The following is a 15,770-nucleotide window of genomic DNA, read 5'->3' as shown; positions in this document are numbered from 1 at the left end:
GAAAGCCGCGATGAACCTAAAATAATCGGAACAACTAGCCAGCTTAGAAGAACGATAAACCTGATGTTCTATCGCTATTAACTATTAGAAGATCTATCGATCATTATCAGCATCGAACAATATCGTATAAGTAGAGTGACTGATCGCCCCCCTTCCCCTGAATGTTAAACGATGCAATAGAGTTGCTATATTTGATGGATCAAGGCCTTCAAACTAGAGTTTAGGCTGACCAAAAGATCAGGCAATATCCTCGTATTCGATCCCTCTGCCGCTAAACCCCACTATGCTACTCATTATAAAGTCACTGAGCACTCCAGCCAAGAATGCCATAAAGGTTGCCCTAGCATTTTGTTTAGCTATCTACCTTGCGTTGTATTTTAACCTTGAGAAGCCTTACTGGGCGGCTATCGTGGTCAATATATTGGCCATCACTGATACTATTACTGCTGGCAAGAAAAAAGGCATTCTCAGATTGTTGGGGACGCTTTGTGGCGCGTTTGTCGGGCTTTGGTTAATCGCTGTTTTTGGGCAAGATCGATATTATTTTTTAGCAAACATCGCACTGTTACTCGCAATTTGTATATACATGGGTTCCGATCCGGTCATCGGCTATGCTTACATTACGGCATTTATTGTCTGCATCCTGCTGGCGATATCTGGCAGCTTTGATGGTGTAGCTACATTTAATATTGCGGTACTAAGGCTGCAAGAAACCCTGCTTGGCTTCGTGGTCTATACGACCATCTATAGCGTGGTTTGGCCTGAGGATGATGACACACGCTTTAACAACGAAGTCAGTGTTGTTTTAGAGGCGATGTCTCCCCTCATTCATTCACTCGCTTACAATGACTCAGCGCAGCGTTTCCAGTTACACACGAGCTGCGAGTTAAATATTGAAAGCCCGACCTTCAAAGCGCTGAACGATCTGATGCGCCTGCCCGATTTGCATGGCCGTATGCCTGCCAGAAAGCAGTGGAAGCATCAACAGCAAACTCAAGCAATCTGGGTAGCCAAACAGTTACTGCAAAACGCCCATGATCAAGGGGTTGATCACAATGATTTTTCGATACTTAACCAGGCTATGGCTTTTATTGAAGCATCATCGGTTAATGTCGATTACAAGCCCCCTTTTCCAGAGACAGTCAAACAATTCTACCAGGGTAACTTTAAGAAAAAGCGCTTATTTGCCCGATTACTTGACAACAGCCAGCAACGATTAAGCAATACGTTAGTCGGCACAATGAGCTTCATCTCAGCAATTCTAGTCTGGATATATCTACCAATATCGTCGGGAAGTCTGTTCATCATTAACAGTGCCATTTGCGCCTTGATATTAAGCAACATGCCTAGGCAAATGATAAAGCACTGGACCATTGGCTACTTAGCCTTTGGGTCACTGTTCCTCATTCAGTATGTTCTGCTGTTACCTTCGATGACCGAAGTATGGCAATTAATGGCATTTTACTTTGTTAATGTCTTTACGGTGTATCGCCTGTTCGCTGGTAATCAGTGGATGGTCTATCGAGTTCTCGGGGGCAACCTATTAGTAATGATTACCATGAGCGCAACGCAACTTGTGCCTGTTTATGACGTCACTACCCCTTTGAACCTACTCATTTATATGATGGTTGCACTGGCTTTCATCCGCTTTTACACCCGCTTAATACACCGTAAAAGTTAACCACTATAACCTCACACAAAGACCACTAAGGCATAAAGTAATGAAAATGAGTAAATGCTCTGCGCTTGTCGTTATCGACCTGCAACAAGGTATCGTTGATCAATTACCGGAAACCGTGTCCCGACCGATCATAGAGAATAGCCTTGCTCTCTGCGATGCATTTGATGATGCTGATTTACCCGTAATTATTGTTAATGTAGCCGGTCGTCCACAAGGCCGAACGGAACTGCAAAATAAAGCGGCTCAGCCTGACGCATCAAAGATCGTATGGGGAGAGGTCATCGAAAGCCTGCGCCTAAACCCTAATTATCGCTATCTAACCAAATATTCCTGGGGTGCATTTACCAACACAGATTTGCAGAAGCAGCTTTGTGAGCAAGGTATTACGGATATTTATCTGACCGGGGTAGCAACAAGTATTGGGGTCGAATCAACGGCTAGACAAGCATTTGAACTGGGTTATAACGTGGTGATTGTCGAAGATGCGATTGCAGATATGAACCCGATGAACCACCAGCACAGCTGCCAAAATATATTCCCAAAACTCAGTGTTTTAGCAAAAGCTCAAGACTTGCTATAACTGTCTCGTCCTAAAATACGTTGACCGTATTTTCATTAAACAATAAAAAGCCGACAGCGAATTAAGCTGTCGGCTGATGATCGTTCTATCTCAAGTACATTCTATCTCAAACAAGAGAAATAGGATTAAGCGTTAGCTTCACGCTCAGCGATGAACTCAAGAGCCATCTTGATACGAGCGATTACGCGCTCTTTACCAACAAGCTCCATCACAGCATCAACAGAAGGAGACTGACCACCGCCTGTTACTGCTACACGAAGTGGCATACCGATTTTACCCATGCCGATCTCTAGCTCTTCACATACAGCTGCAATTACACCATCTTTGATGTTTGCAGTAGTGAAATCTTCAAGTGCTTCAACCTTAGCAAGAGCAAGCTCTAGTGGGCCTTTAGCAACACCACGTAGGTGCTTCTTCGCTGCGCCAGCTTCAAACTCAGAGAAATCTTCATAGAAGTAACGAGATTGCTCAGCAAGTTCGATAAGCGTGTTACAACGCTCGCCAACTAGCTTGATCACTTCAGTGATAGCTGGGCCGTTTGTTGTATCGATCTTCTGTGCGTCTAGGTGCCATTGCAGGTATTTAGCAACGTACTCAGGCTCAGAAGTCTTGATGTAGTGGTTGTTCAACCAAAGTAGCTTATCAGTGTTGAATGCAGAAGCAGACTTGCTGATAGCGTTCAGGCTGAAGAATTCAATCATCTCTTCTTGAGAGAAGATCTCTTGGTCACCGTGAGACCAACCTAAACGAACTAGGTAGTTGTTTAGTGCATTTGGTAGGTAACCTTCGTCGCGGTATTGCATTACAGAAACAGCACCGTGACGCTTAGAAAGTTTTGCACCGTCATCACCAAGAATCATTGCACAGTGAGCGAAAGTTGGAACTGGCGCGCCTAGTGCTTCATAGATGTTGATTTGACGAGGTGTGTTGTTGATGTGATCTTCACCACGAACAACGTGTGTAATACCCATATCCCAGTCATCCACAACCACTACGAAGTTGTATGTTGGTGCACCGTCTGTACGACGAATGATTAGGTCATCAAGTTGGCTGTTCGCGATTTCAATGCGACCACGGATTTGGTCATCAAATACTACGCTGCCTTCTTTCGGGTTACGGAAACGGATAACACATGCATCACCTTCTTTTGCTGCTTCGTTTGCTGCAACAATTTTAGGGTGGTTCGCATCGTAACGAGCCATTTCTTTGTTTTCTTCTTGCTCTGCACGAATTTCATCAAGCAGTTCTTTAGACGCGTAGCATTTGAATGCTTTGTCTTCAGCAAGTAGCTTATCAACCATTTCGTTGTAACGGTCAAAACGCTTAGATTGGTAGTAAGGACCTTCGTCCCATTCCATACCCATCCATTGCATGCCTTCTAGAATTGCATCAACCGCTTCTTGAGAGTTACGCTCAAGGTCCGTGTCTTCGATACGTAGAACGAATTCACCACCTTGATTCTTAGCGAATAGCCAAGAGTAAAGTGCAGTACGTGCACCACCAACGTGAAGATAGCCAGTTGGGCTAGGAGCAAAACGAGTTTTAACCGTCATTTAAATACCTTGATTATGTAGGTGATTCTTTTAGTGATCGCTATTACAAAGCCTGCAGCAGACAAATATCACTAAATTTTGGGCGCTATTTTATCACCACCGCTTAAATCTACAATCAGTTGTGAATGATTAATGTGCTGATCTTGTGCGAAAGCGATTGTAGAAAGGCTAAATCCAGCTTCGAAGTCGAAAATCTACAGCCTGTAACCAATAAATAAAAACCACGCTTTACTTTAGTTCCCCGCGTATCCACAAACGTAACTCACTCATTCATATTCTACTAAGATCAAATTCTTGAATTTATGTTTGACCTTACCCTTACGGGAAGGTTTATGTTAGGCGTAGATGAGAATTGGAGTATCGATATGAATCACTACGCAACCGCGCTCAACGGCCTAAATTGCATGGGTTGTGCAAAGAAAGTCCGCACACTGTTTGGCGATCTCAACAACACGACGATCAATGACATATCGCCAACCTACATCGATATTTCGACTCCTTCTAGTTACATTCAGCTCAACGAACAGTTAGCAACGCTTGGCTATTCTATGGGTAATCAGCTGCACCTTTCGCTATCCGGCCTCAGCTGCGGAAAGTGTGTAAGCAAACTGACTCAAGCGCTTGAACAAACCGAGCAAACCTCAAACCTAGAAGTCAGCAAACAGGAGCTATCACTGGTTACTCTGCTTTCTGAATCCGAGGTTATTGAGCTGGTCGAAAGCGTGGGTTATCACGCAGCTCCCTACTCTGAAACGAATGACCTTTCATCGAGTTCAGATTTAGAAGAAGATAAAAAGCTGGCGCCTACAGAAGCAACTTTAACTGAACCCGTTGCTAGCCAATATACCTATCACCTTGTTCTTGAGGGAATGACGTGTGCGAGTTGCGTTTCTTCGGTCGAAAAAGCATTGAAAAAGAATGAGTTCGTCGACCAAGCACAGATTAACCTTGCAGAGCAGACTGCCTTGGTTTTCACCTCTCAAACAAGAGACATCATTGAAAACGCTCTAATCAAATCGGTGAAAGCTGCAGGTTATGGCGCCGAGTTTGTCGACGATGCAGCGACTCAACAGCAAAAACAACAAGAACAGCAACTTCGCACTCAAAAGGCCTTCCTGAAAAACTCAGTGAGCGCACTACTGCTTGGGGCTCCGCTAATGGCATGGGGCGTGTTCGGCGGCAGCATGACCATTACTACATTTAACGACCAACTGGCTTGGGGATTCATTGGTGTGGTTTGTTTAGTGTTGTTAGCCACTTCTGGACGCAGCTTCTTCACCAATGCTTGGCAATCCTTGATGCATAAACGCGCGACCATGGACACGCTAGTAGCTTTGGGTACAGGCGCAGCATGGTTCTACTCAATGTTGGTTGTGCTCATTCCATCATGGTTCCCTGAAGCTTCTCGCCACGTCTACTTTGAGGCGAGCGCGATGATCATTGGCCTTATTTCTTTGGGTCACTACATCGAGGCCAAAGCCAAAGCTCGCACTACAAAATCGCTACAGGCACTGATTAATTTACAGCCTCAAAAAGCGATGGTTATCGTCGATGGCAAAGAGCAAATCATTGCTGTAGAAGCTATCCAAGTGGGTATGCAGATACGTGTCAAACCGGGTGAGAAAGTACCGGTTGATGGAGTTGTGGTATCAGGTGAGTCTTACATCGATGAATCCATGCTAACTGGTGAGCCGCTTCCCAACGTAAAATCAGTTAATGATGGCGTTTCTGCAGGTACCATTAATGGTGACGGCAGCTTAATTATTGAAGCGACAGGAATTGGCTCAAGCACTATGTTGGCTCGCATTATCCAGATGGTTCGCCAAGCACAAAGCAGTAAACCTGCAATTGCCAAGCTTGCCGACTCTATCTCTGCTGTTTTCGTTCCTGTTGTAGTCGCGATCGCTGCCATTGCCGCCTTAGTTTGGTTTTTTGTTGGCCCACAACCAAGTGCAAGCTACATGCTTGTCGTATCGACGACCGTGCTGATCATCGCTTGCCCATGTGCATTAGGCCTTGCGACACCACTTTCAATTACTGTCGGCGTTGGCAAAGCCGCTGAGTTTGGCGTTCTAATCAAAGACGCCGATGTATTGCAATCAGCTAGCAAAATCGATGCTGTTGTGTTTGATAAAACAGGCACATTGACCCAAGGAAAACCAACCGTTCAACAGGCCTTTTACCCTAATCTAACGGAACGGGAATTACTGGCTTACGCTTATTCAGTGGAAGTAGGATCTGAGCACCCACTCGCCAAAGCCGTTTGCCAATATGCAGAGAGCTTGGAAGTTTCAGTACTCCCACACAGCGAATTTGAAAACCGCCGAGGCCTTGGAGTACAAGCCAACATTAACGGAAAACACGTCCAAGTCGGCTCTCTTAAATACCTAACCCAACTTGGTATTGATACTCAAATAGGCCGTGACTTTATCGAACTTTGCCGTACACAAGCATGGACGCCAATCTTCGTAGTCATCGACCAAAAACTGGTAGGCATATTAGGCATTTCAGACGCATTAAAAATAGATAGCACACAAGCCATTGCTCAACTAAAATCCGCCGGAATTCACACTGTGCTATTAACAGGCGACAACGATTCTGTTGCTCAAGCGATTGGCAAAAGCGTCGGTATTGATGAGGTTATCTCGGAAGTACTACCAGAGCAGAAAGCTCAGCATATTGTTCAGCTTCAACAACAATATAAGAGTGTGGCTATGGTTGGAGATGGCATTAACGATGCACCAGCGCTTGCTCAGGCCGACATAGGTATCGCAATGGGCAGTGGCAGTGATGTTGCGATTGAAAGTGCACAAATGACACTCCTCAACTCGTCGCCACTGTCTGTAAGTAACGCGATAGAACTGTCCCAAGCGACCGTGAGAAACATGAAGCAAAACCTATTTGGTGCCTTCATCTACAACTCGCTTGGCATTCCTATTGCGGCCGGTCTGCTCTACCCGTTTTTTGGATTTTTGCTTAGCCCAGTAGTTGCAGGTGCAGCAATGGCGATGTCGTCAATTACTGTGGTAAGCAACGCCAACAGGCTGAGATTGTTCAAACCCACTCATTCTAATATCAATAATAACCATATTCATGAGGTTAACCATGATTCGTAAAGTTATGACTCTTACTGCACTCGCTGCAATTTCAGGACAGGCTTTGGCTACTGATGTGCTAAACCATAAATCTCCATATTGCGGCTGCTGCACTGAATGGACAGAACATATGCGAGATGCTGGGTTCGATGTTACTGAGAAGCTCCACGATGATATGAACCCAATCAAGCAGAAGCTAGGGGTAACACAGGAGTTAGCCTCTTGCCACACTGCAGAGATCGACGGTTACGTATTTGAAGGACACATTCCAGCAGATGACATTAAAGCCTTTCTAGAAAACCCACCACGTAATGCGATTGGTTTAGCGGTTCCGGGTATGCCAATGGGTTCGCCAGGCATGGAGTATGGCGATAAGAAAGACGAGTATTCTGTGTATGCGTTTAATGAAAAAGGTCAGGTGTTTGAATACCGTCACTACAACGGAAAATAGAACCTAAACAGACCAACACACAGCAATAAAAAGAAGTCATAAAAATAGAGCCTAGCATTCAGTAAACCCAAGACTGTGGTTTACTTGCTAGGCTCTTTGCTTTTGGACAGTAAAGCAAATCTTGTCGCGGCACCAACCGGGCTGTTAGTACCGCTATGTTCCCCTCGCTAATTAGCTAGCAAGCTATTTAGCAAAAAGCTATTTAGCGAAGAAGCTCACTCGGCTAATAATCTAATAGACTAAGCAACCAAGCGAATCAGCTTAGAAGCCGTAAGAAGCACCGAATACGAATGCGTTGTTCTGCTTAGAATCGCCGTTTGCGAAATCTACACCGTTAGCTTGGCTACGGAATTCAAAGTAAGGTTGAACACCTTGACGAGTCCATGTTGCACGTAACTCGTGGTCCATCGCTTCAGCATCAATCATGTATACGTTGTTGTAGCTAAGCGCTAGGTCAGCATTCACTGTGTAAGCAATGCGGTTATCCATGCGGTAGTCTGTGTCAGCATTAGCTGAAGTATCATCGATGTGTGCACGAGTACGGTTACTAATAGAGATGCCGTTGTCGAAGTTGTAACCGATCTTAACTAGTGGACGGAACTGAATGCTTTCGCCTGCAGAGAATAGGTGTTGGTAACCCGCAGCAACCCATAGGTTGTCAGTGATGTTGAAAGATTGCTCACCACCTACAGTGATGCCTGGAGTAGTATTACCTGCACCGCCATTTTCAGATTCAAGTTTGCCCAGTTGGATACCATCAAACTCAGAATAAACCGTGAAGCCGCCTAGAGAGTTGTCAAACGTGTGACCAGCTTCTAGCGTAGAAGTCATGTCAGAACCGTGGATACGGCCATCGTCATGAATTTGGATGTTACCCGTTACGTAAGAAGAACCAGCAAAAGCACTAGAAGCGAAAGCAAGAGAAAGAGCACTTAGAGCGATAATTTTTTTCATAGTAAACTGCCTTAGTTTAATTTTTTCAGCGGCACATCTTCGGTACATCATTCACCTTCACCGCTTGAGTAGTTGGTAGCCTCCCTGGCATGAAATCTATGTTGCTCGAATTAATTCGCGTTTAAAAATAAAAGGGACAGCAGAGTGATCCCTCTCACTATCAAAAAAAGACAAGTTATTTAAAACTTTAAAATCAACAACTTAAAAACATAAAAATTGATAAAAAACTTAAGATGGAAAAATATACAGATCGGGATCACGTTATTTCACGAAGAAAAATTAGATCTAGATAGTTGAATCACATCTGATTTAGAGTTTTTTACAGGGGGCTTATTTTTTGAAGAGAATAATGAGAAGCGCGTCACTTTTGGGATTAAAGTCACCTTATGTGCATTGTTGATGATATGACCAAAGGCGATTTCTATATGTTTCAGTTTTGGATATGCACCTAATTCGCAGTAAACAAAAAGAGCTCCCGTTTTATCTTGAATAAGATAAAGGTCAGGAGCTCTTCTACTAATAGTGCTTATCGATTATTTAACTGAGGTCACTCGACTTACTTTCTCACCACTTTCTGAAATAGAGCGGATGTAAGTCTCACCAGAAACTGATGGACGTTGTTGCTCATCGTATGTTAGCCAGTTTTCGCCATCAGCAGAGTATTGCAGCTCTACACCTGGGAATTGAACGTTCATCGCTAGCTTACCGTCAACAACCTTCGCACCTGGAACTGGTAGTCGGTAATCAATACCCGCTTTTTCTAGCTTAGCTAGCTCACGTTGACCAAGAATATTCGCGAAGCGATTAAAGTCGCTGTTCAACGCTTGCTTATTCACTAAGTTAGTTTCTTGAGAGTATTCAACACCAACCTTGTAGTCGTTTTCCCAATCTGCTCGGTGCCATGCGCGCTCTGCTGCTGCCAATACGCGAGGGAACACCATGTATTCATATTGCTCGTCAGTACGTACTGTTTCTGACCAAAGTTGAGCTGACAGACCGTAGAAAGGTTTCGCTTCAACCTCACCTTTACCAGTAAAACCATTGCCATCACGGTCTAATGATGTTTCTGCGTTTTGTGGCATGTTTTCTGGTGCGAAGCCAAACATCTTACGAGTATCGGTTGCACGTGTTGCCCAGTAGTAACCACGCTCAGCTGCATCAACTTCGTATGGCATATCCATGTATACGTAGTCTGGGTTAGAGACAATCACGTCATACCCTTTTGCTGACCAATCGTATACTGATGAAGTTCCGCCCCAGTAAAGAACGTCCCAGAAGTTCACGCGTGTACTTTCGGTCGCAAATGCTTCCTCGCCTTCGCTGTATTTCAGACCATCTTGCCATGCTTGGAAGTGGGGAATACCCTTCTCAGCAACAATCTTAGAAACCTGTTCTGCGAAGTGGCTTGGTAGATGACCGAAATCGCTTACAGTACCATCAGCGATCAATGACTGACATTGTGGTGATTGTTGGAACGGCTTATCTTGCTTAGACAAATCGATGTTGCCTTTCCAAGCCACTTTATCTTCTGCATTAATATCTTGTAAGCCTGCGCCTAACTTGATGTTTTTCGCTTCATCGCCGCCGAAGTGCCAAGTCGTTAGCGGTACGCCCGCTTCTTGGTGCATTGCCGCCACTTCAGAGATTACTTTATCGACGAAGTGAGTTGATGACTCCATACATGGGTTAATGAAGCTTTGCTTATCGTAGAACTGAACCGTGGTTACATTCGATGTATCTTGCGGATCCATCAAGCGGTATTCGTTCGCTTCTGCTTCTTTGCCTTCCGCCATGAGACGAGTGTAACGCGCTTCCATTGATACCACAGCTGAACGAGCGTGTGCTGGCATATCAATTTCAGGGATAACTTCGATGCTGCGCGCTTTAGCGTAGCTTAGGATCTCGACGTAATCCGCTTTACTAAAGAAACCAGAGCCAAAGTTGTCTGTTGTTGGACCAGAACCTAGCTGAGGCAGTAAGCAGCTTTGTTCATCCAAATCAAAACAACGATTAGACCCTACATCCGTTAGCTCTGGTAAACCTGGAATTTCTAAACGCCAACCTTCATCATCCGTTAGGTGAAGGTGCAGTTTATTCATCTTGTATGCCGCCATTTGATCTAGCGTTGCTAGGATGGCATCTTTTGAGTGGAAGTTTCGAGCCACGTCCACCATCACACCACGATAATCAAAGCGCGGCGCATCTTTAATTGACAGTTGTGGTAATGATTCAGCGTTCTGACTATCTATTAGGCCAAAAATAGACTGAACTGCGTAGAAAGCACCCGTTTTATCAAACGCTTTAATTGCAATCCCCTCTTCCGAGATGCTTAGTTCATAAGCGCCAGATTTCGCTAAATCACCCGTAAACTGAGTAGGAACAACAGCGACACTCACAGGTAGGTCGCCACTCACATCTACGTTTACCACATCTGCACGTTCTTCAATTGCTGCGAATTGCTCAGCGTCGAATGCGTCTTTAGGTAGGGCAATACCACCAGCAATGCTAACTGAACCTTCACCGGCTTCTACCGACATTGGCGTTGGTAGTAAAGTAGTTGATACGTCTTGCGTTGCTAGATCAGCATTCTTTTCAAAACGCGTCACCGCTGTCGCCATTACGTTATTATCATCAGGCGTACGCTTAAGGTTATTACCCTCTAGACCAGTTACGAACGATGCAACATCTTCTGTATTCAATGATGCAATCATCTTAGGTTCTGCGTTTGGCGCCGTCACGAATGCACCTGGCATAAAGTCAGTTTCAAACAGTTGCCAGTATTCACTCGTTAACGGAAGAACCACTTCTTCACCAGCCGCAAAGCCGTCAAATTTTTCAGTAGGTTCTAGCTTGTGAAGGTCACCAGTAACGCGAGTGATCTTAAATTGCTCATTATCAACATCTAAAATAAGACGAATACTGTGGAAGTAGATGCTCCAATCTTTAGAGTCAATCGCTTCACCGTCATTGGTTAGCGTCATGTTCACTTTATTACATGACGCCCATTCAGCACCTAGGTCCTGACAAGCCAAGCCTTCATTCGCACCATGATTAGTTAGAATTTCGTACTGAACATCAAGATTATCAGCCAGTGCATTCACTACTTTTTGTTCTGGTGCTTGCGTTACTGCACAACCTGTTAGGCCAGCCAATACCGCTACAGATAGTAAGTTTCTCTTCAACATCGTATTCACCCATAAATTAAAAATTGAGTAAGAAGCAAAATGGAGCGCTTCGAAAGTTAGATAAACTATATGGGCTTATTTTTTACCGTGAATTAAATCAAGTTAATAACGTGATCGACTTCAAATCTAAAAAAATATTGATAAAATTAACCTTATTAAAATCATAAAGTTACCGACATCGACAGTTCCGTCAGTTTTATTTTGACGTAACATTTGAGAATTGAATCACAATCTTTTGAAAGGATTTCATAAAATCGTGTCGTTGTTACTGAGAAAGGTTTAAGAGTTTTTTGGTGTTGTTATACTTTTCGTACAAACAACGTGACATCGTTCTCAAAAAAAACCGTTAAAAAACAACGTCAAAATCGATTTTGACGAGTTTAATACTTCCTAAAGGAGCTCCCTTTGCGCCCATTCTTCTACATGGTTTTATTCGTTCTCGCTTTTTCAGCTAGGCAAGCGGTCGCCGAGCCCCTTTATTGGCAAGCAAAAAAGGATGAACTGACACTCACTATCTTAGGTTCCGTGCACGTTGGGGACGAGAGTATGTACCCACTTCCTTCAGCGATCACCGATGCGCTAAAAAACAGTGATGGGTTAGTTATCGAAACGGATATCAGAAAGTCTGATGGCGTTGTATATCCCCGCAACAAACTCACGACTGCCGATGTACTCAATACAGAACAGCTGCAATTATTAACCGACATATCAAAATCATTGGGCATGCCGACGCAACAACTGCTTCGCTCACCGCCTTGGGCAACTTCTCTCTCCATACAAATGCAGCAGTTAAAAAACCTTGGTTATGGCTCCGCCAGCGGCGTTGATGCGACGCTAGCGAACAAAGCGACTACCCAAGATGTTCCGGTTATCAGTTTGGAGCCTCTGCAATTCCAAATAGACCTGATGACAAAACAAAAGGACGACGGTAAAGAGTGGTTAGTCAGTAGCCTTGAAGAATTTGACCAAACTGATCGCGTGGTTCATTGCCTGATTGAAAGCTGGAAAGCGGGTGATTTAGCGAAGCTGGAAGCCTTCTCAGAACTGTCAGAGATGTCGCCTGAACTTGAGAAAGCATTCTTAACCGATCGCAACATAGACTGGGCAAACAAACTATCCTCCAATGATTGGAAGCTTAAGACTAAAGGGAACTACATGATAGTAGTTGGTACCTTGCACCTAATTGGAGAAGGTAACCTTATACAGTTATTAGAAAAGAAAGGCTTCAGTGTCATTCAGCAATCACAAAGCCAATCAGCCCAATGTCAATTTGAGACTAGCTAAAAAAGCTAACGATGCTCAACCTCATTTTGTTTTCGTTATAAAAGCATTTCCTTAATAACAGAATCTTTACATTTAATAGCACCATTGCAGTGCTATTATCTTTCGCTCTTTTTACCTATGGCGTTGTTCTAATGAAACCAGTACTTTTTGCTTTCCCTTTAGCCCTCACGATGCTGATGCCCTCAATAGCCTCAGCCAAAGAAACATGCACCATTGAACAGTTTCAGGCGATAGACATACAACCGGATACCAAAGGCGGTGTATTAGATAAAGAAAGCGGACAGTTTTTGATTACAGAGAAACCACCGATGCGCTGCGCCAATATTACGTTCACAACATCTACAACACGAAACCGTATCGCAAGCCAAATGAACAACAATTTTGAAGCAAACTTTTACGACAACCAAACGGGAAGCTCTCACTCGGTGACGTTTGATGAAGATGAAATAAAGGCAGGTTACATTCGAATAGGCCCGAATAAGCCAGCGGAAGCGTATGTTTGTTTTGTTACCTCGGAAACACCGATAAAAGATATTACGTGCGATGTGAATTGATCATTGAGTTGCTTGAAGAAAAAAACAGGGCTAAGGGAAAGGTCCGTTTTCCGCATAGCCCTATTTTGCTGCTTACTCGGTAGCTTAAAGTATGTCTGTACTCGCTTCGGAATAACGTGCGATAATCGGATTTTCTAATGCATTCGGATCGCCCGGCGACCACATTCCACGCTTCATTCCTTTCACAATCAAATGAATCACCGCGGCATCAATAGCAGACATCACAGCAATATTGACCGGTTCATTTTGGCTATAGCCCATTTCAACTTCCAACAGTTCTTTGTAATCAACAAATCGAAATGCGCCGAACCCAATCTCGTGTGAAGAGATAGTTTTAGTGGTGGTGACACTCAATAGAACTTGCCCGGTTCTAACGTCAACCGCTCTTAAATTCACAGTGACTTGATCCGTTCTATATTGTCCAGAACCACCGATCCCAAGATACTTAGCACCCGCACCGCCTGTCACGATATTCGAGTCATAAGCCACAATCCCGCCTTCGATGACGATGTTAGCGGAACTCAAAGACGACAAGTCTGCCCCATGATTATTTACGACCTTATCTTTTTTCTGAGCCGCTCGAATGATCTTACGTTCAGTCAATAAGTTTTGGAGCCCTTCACGCTCCAGAGGTACAAACCACTGAGAGTCGATAAGTGCTGTCGTCAATAAAGACGTCCCACCCTGTGGCACTGCTGTGGAAAAGTTACTGTTTGGCTGAGGCTTGTATTGGCCTGTTTGATCTCTAAAGTCATAAACTGAGACCAATATTTTGCCGCGAGGCTGAGGTAATGAGATGAGATCGGTATAAGTCGATCCTCTCGGCATCAGTTTTGGCGTTTCAGAAGTCTCTGGAATTTGCATAGAGTAAGTGCACCCTCCCAACACAAAGGTCAAGAAGACGATAATGATCGATTTCATAACACAATCCTTGTGATTAGAGGTCTGGGTTTAGTCCCGAAACACTGATTTCTGTTGATTCCCCTGTCGCTTTATCGACGATTTGAACGAGTAAGGTCCCGGAGTCGTCAACAATATTGAGGAAAAAGTCATCTGTTTCTAACTGCCCTGTATTTCCGTTACCTACATAAGCAAGCAACTGGCTTATCAAACGAGACTCTAAACTAGACGCTAAACGATCTAAGGCTGATTCTTGCTCATCAAAGATATCCCTTGCACTTGGGTCTTCATAATCATTGATAGCATTAGCGTGATTAAAAAGGTGAGAACTGTTTAAAGCGTTTCCGCCAAAACTTGGATTTACGGGCGTATAAACTAATTCGCTTGAGTAAACCGAAGGCGAAACTATCAGCGCAATGAGCGCGGCCTTTCTGAAAAATATCGACATCCTTGGCTCCTTAAAATTCATCATGGTCTAGATCGTAAGTGTCCTGAAAGAGTCTCTCTGCTTGCCATCTGATAATGTAATTCCCTACAACTCGAGTGGCATCGGCAGCTCTTTCTTTCGCTTGTCTACGACCAGGGGACAACGCCGTACGGAAGATCGATTTTCTAGAGTGTTGAACCTCTATGATGCTTCCAGATAAAGCCGTTGGCCTCTCTTTTACCGTCAAATTTTCCTTAAGGTTGGGATAACTCTCGTTGAGCGATTGCGAGAAGAAGAAGTAGAACTCATCGCCTAAGCGCGTAATTGTTCTATCCACTATGATCCCGTCAACTTCGCTAAAGTCGTTAAACTTTTCCTTCAGGTTATTTGTCGAATCCTCAGGTTTTGTTCCATTTTCTAAGGGAGCACCGTTTTCAAGACAATACACTGAAAAGTACCAAGAGCTTAGAGATGACGTGGCAAGCGACGTCCATGAAGTATTGCTCAATACCCCACATGATTTCCCTCATTCAGAGATGCTGAAGTGGCAATTTTTGGTCGGTATTTTTTATGCATCAGATACACTTGAGAAGCTAGTTACCGGATTTAACTGCATCTTACAGGGTGAAATGTGGATGAGTAGAAAGCTCATTTACCAGTACATTAGCTTCTACAGAGAGAGGCAGTGCGCGAAAACCAGTCCTTATTACCTCAAGCTGACCAAACGCGAGCAGCAGATCATTAAGTTACTCGGTGATGGCGCGTCTAACACGCAAATTGCGGATACACTTTATGTCAGTGAGAATACCGTTAAGGCGCACCTTCATAATACGTTTAAAAAGATTAAGGTGAAGAATCGCCTACAAGCTTTGATCTGGGTGAAGAACAATATTGCAACCAATGAGTTCGTCCAGTAGCCAAGATTTGGTGCTATCACGATAAGAAAACGATAACATTTCGAATATGGAAAGACATGCTAAAGCGGTATTCGATGAAACTAGCATTTCAGCCTTGCTCCCTTGTAAAAACTACAAATACGAAAAAGGCTTCTCATTGCTGAGAAGCCTTATTCTTATGTAATCGGCCAATCATAGACAGGATCTTAA

At 44.0% G+C, this 15,770-nt stretch carries 12 protein-coding genes and 1 pseudogene; 7 read left to right on the top strand and 6 right to left on the bottom strand.

Features of this window, described 5'->3' with window-relative positions:
* The first annotated feature begins 283 nt into the window (after nucleotides 1-283).
* On the top strand, nucleotides 284-1,681 hold the full coding sequence (locus tag AB4138_RS22790) for an FUSC family protein (RefSeq protein ID WP_017060532.1): 1,398 nt from the start codon (nucleotides 284-286) through the stop codon (nucleotides 1,679-1,681).
* Between the two features lie 40 nt (nucleotides 1,682-1,721).
* On the top strand, nucleotides 1,722-2,261 hold the full coding sequence (locus tag AB4138_RS22785) for an isochorismatase family cysteine hydrolase (RefSeq protein ID WP_017060533.1): 540 nt from the start codon (nucleotides 1,722-1,724) through the stop codon (nucleotides 2,259-2,261).
* 125 nt (nucleotides 2,262-2,386) lie between these two features.
* Here AB4138_RS22785 and gltX read toward each other — a convergent pair whose 3' ends face one another.
* On the bottom strand, nucleotides 2,387-3,814 hold the full coding sequence (gltX, locus tag AB4138_RS22780) for a glutamate--tRNA ligase (protein WP_017069020.1): 1,428 nt from the start codon (nucleotides 3,812-3,814) through the stop codon (nucleotides 2,387-2,389).
* Between the two features lie 302 nt (nucleotides 3,815-4,116).
* Here gltX and AB4138_RS22775 point away from each other — a divergent pair, with 302 nt between their 5' ends.
* Both AB4138_RS22775 and AB4138_RS22770 read left to right on the top strand, forming a co-directional pair.
* Nucleotides 4,117-6,930, top strand: a complete 2,814-nt coding sequence (locus tag AB4138_RS22775) for a copper-translocating P-type ATPase (protein ID WP_372307821.1) — start codon at nucleotides 4,117-4,119, stop codon at nucleotides 6,928-6,930.
* Nucleotides 6,920-7,360 carry a DUF411 domain-containing protein gene (locus AB4138_RS22770; RefSeq protein WP_248383887.1) on the top strand — a complete coding sequence of 147 codons (441 nt, stop codon included), beginning with the start codon at nucleotides 6,920-6,922 and terminating at the stop codon, nucleotides 7,358-7,360. The genes AB4138_RS22775 and AB4138_RS22770 overlap by 11 nt, the downstream gene beginning before the upstream one ends.
* A 261-nt stretch (nucleotides 7,361-7,621) precedes the next feature.
* Here the strand turns inward: AB4138_RS22770 and AB4138_RS22765 are convergent, their stop codons facing one another.
* The gene (locus AB4138_RS22765) at nucleotides 7,622-8,314 is read right to left on the bottom strand and encodes an oligogalacturonate-specific porin KdgM family protein (protein WP_017064150.1); all 693 of its coding nucleotides are present in this window, start codon (nucleotides 8,312-8,314) and stop codon (nucleotides 7,622-7,624) included.
* 533 nt (nucleotides 8,315-8,847) lie between these two features.
* On the bottom strand, nucleotides 8,848-11,499 hold the full coding sequence (locus AB4138_RS22760; RefSeq protein ID WP_017071188.1) for a beta-N-acetylhexosaminidase: 2,652 nt from the start codon (nucleotides 11,497-11,499) through the stop codon (nucleotides 8,848-8,850).
* A 405-nt stretch (nucleotides 11,500-11,904) separates the two neighbouring features.
* Between AB4138_RS22760 and AB4138_RS22755 the strand changes: the two genes are divergently transcribed.
* Nucleotides 11,905-12,783 (top strand): TraB/GumN family protein, encoded by an 879-nt coding sequence (locus AB4138_RS22755; protein ID WP_372307818.1) that lies wholly within the window; start codon nucleotides 11,905-11,907, stop codon nucleotides 12,781-12,783.
* 131 nt (nucleotides 12,784-12,914) lie between these two features.
* The gene (locus tag AB4138_RS22750) at nucleotides 12,915-13,337 is read left to right on the top strand and encodes a hypothetical protein (protein WP_102321503.1); all 423 of its coding nucleotides are present in this window, start codon (nucleotides 12,915-12,917) and stop codon (nucleotides 13,335-13,337) included.
* An 84-nt stretch (nucleotides 13,338-13,421) separates the two neighbouring features.
* On the opposite strand, the gene AB4138_RS22745 is transcribed toward AB4138_RS22750, so the two are convergent.
* The 3 genes from AB4138_RS22745 to AB4138_RS22735 are packed head-to-tail and all read right to left on the bottom strand — an operon-like array spanning nucleotide 13,422 to nucleotide 15,112.
* On the bottom strand, nucleotides 13,422-14,258 hold the full coding sequence (locus AB4138_RS22745; protein ID WP_050646260.1) for a CsgG/HfaB family protein: 837 nt from the start codon (nucleotides 14,256-14,258) through the stop codon (nucleotides 13,422-13,424).
* Nucleotides 14,259-14,274: 16 nt separating this feature from the next.
* Complete coding sequence (locus AB4138_RS22740; protein ID WP_372307816.1) at nucleotides 14,275-14,685, bottom strand: curli assembly protein CsgF; 411 nt, start codon at nucleotides 14,683-14,685, stop codon at nucleotides 14,275-14,277.
* A 10-nt stretch (nucleotides 14,686-14,695) separates the two neighbouring features.
* A complete protein-coding gene (locus tag AB4138_RS22735) occupies nucleotides 14,696-15,112 on the bottom strand; it encodes a curli production assembly/transport protein CsgE (RefSeq protein WP_372307813.1) in 417 nt (138 codons plus the stop codon).
* Here AB4138_RS22735 and AB4138_RS22730 point away from each other — a divergent pair.
* A pseudogene (locus tag AB4138_RS22730) lies at nucleotides 15,099-15,581 on the top strand (LuxR C-terminal-related transcriptional regulator); the annotation flags it as partial. The gene AB4138_RS22735 and the pseudogene AB4138_RS22730 overlap by 14 nt on opposite strands.
* Nucleotides 15,582-15,770: the final 189 nt, after the last annotated feature.

Source organism: Vibrio sp. 10N.286.52.C3 (assembly GCF_041468865.1).
In the GTDB taxonomy this organism is placed as follows: domain Bacteria; phylum Pseudomonadota; class Gammaproteobacteria; order Enterobacterales; family Vibrionaceae; genus Vibrio; species Vibrio crassostreae_C.
This window is presented reverse-complemented; position numbering and strand designations above follow the sequence as displayed.

What these genes read in the sequence shown, in the direction of transcription:
- AB4138_RS22790 (WP_017060532.1), top strand. Translation starts at nt 284, where the DNA reads ATGCTACTCATTATAAAGTCACTGAGCACTCCAGCCAAGAATGCCATA.
- AB4138_RS22785 (WP_017060533.1), top strand. Translation starts at nt 1,722, where the DNA reads ATGAAAATGAGTAAATGCTCTGCGCTTGTCGTTATCGACCTGCAACAA.
- gltX (WP_017069020.1), bottom strand. Translation starts at nt 3,814, where the DNA reads ATGACGGTTAAAACTCGTTTTGCTCCTAGCCCAACTGGCTATCTTCAC.
- AB4138_RS22775 (WP_372307821.1), top strand. Translation starts at nt 4,117, where the DNA reads ATGTTTGACCTTACCCTTACGGGAAGGTTTATGTTAGGCGTAGATGAG.
- AB4138_RS22770 (WP_248383887.1), top strand. Translation starts at nt 6,920, where the DNA reads ATGATTCGTAAAGTTATGACTCTTACTGCACTCGCTGCAATTTCAGGA.
- AB4138_RS22765 (WP_017064150.1), bottom strand. Translation starts at nt 8,314, where the DNA reads ATGAAAAAAATTATCGCTCTAAGTGCTCTTTCTCTTGCTTTCGCTTCT.
- AB4138_RS22760 (WP_017071188.1), bottom strand. Translation starts at nt 11,499, where the DNA reads ATGTTGAAGAGAAACTTACTATCTGTAGCGGTATTGGCTGGCCTAACA.
- AB4138_RS22750 (WP_102321503.1), top strand. Translation starts at nt 12,915, where the DNA reads ATGAAACCAGTACTTTTTGCTTTCCCTTTAGCCCTCACGATGCTGATG.
- AB4138_RS22745 (WP_050646260.1), bottom strand. Translation starts at nt 14,258, where the DNA reads ATGAAATCGATCATTATCGTCTTCTTGACCTTTGTGTTGGGAGGGTGC.
- AB4138_RS22740 (WP_372307816.1), bottom strand. Translation starts at nt 14,685, where the DNA reads ATGTCGATATTTTTCAGAAAGGCCGCGCTCATTGCGCTGATAGTTTCG.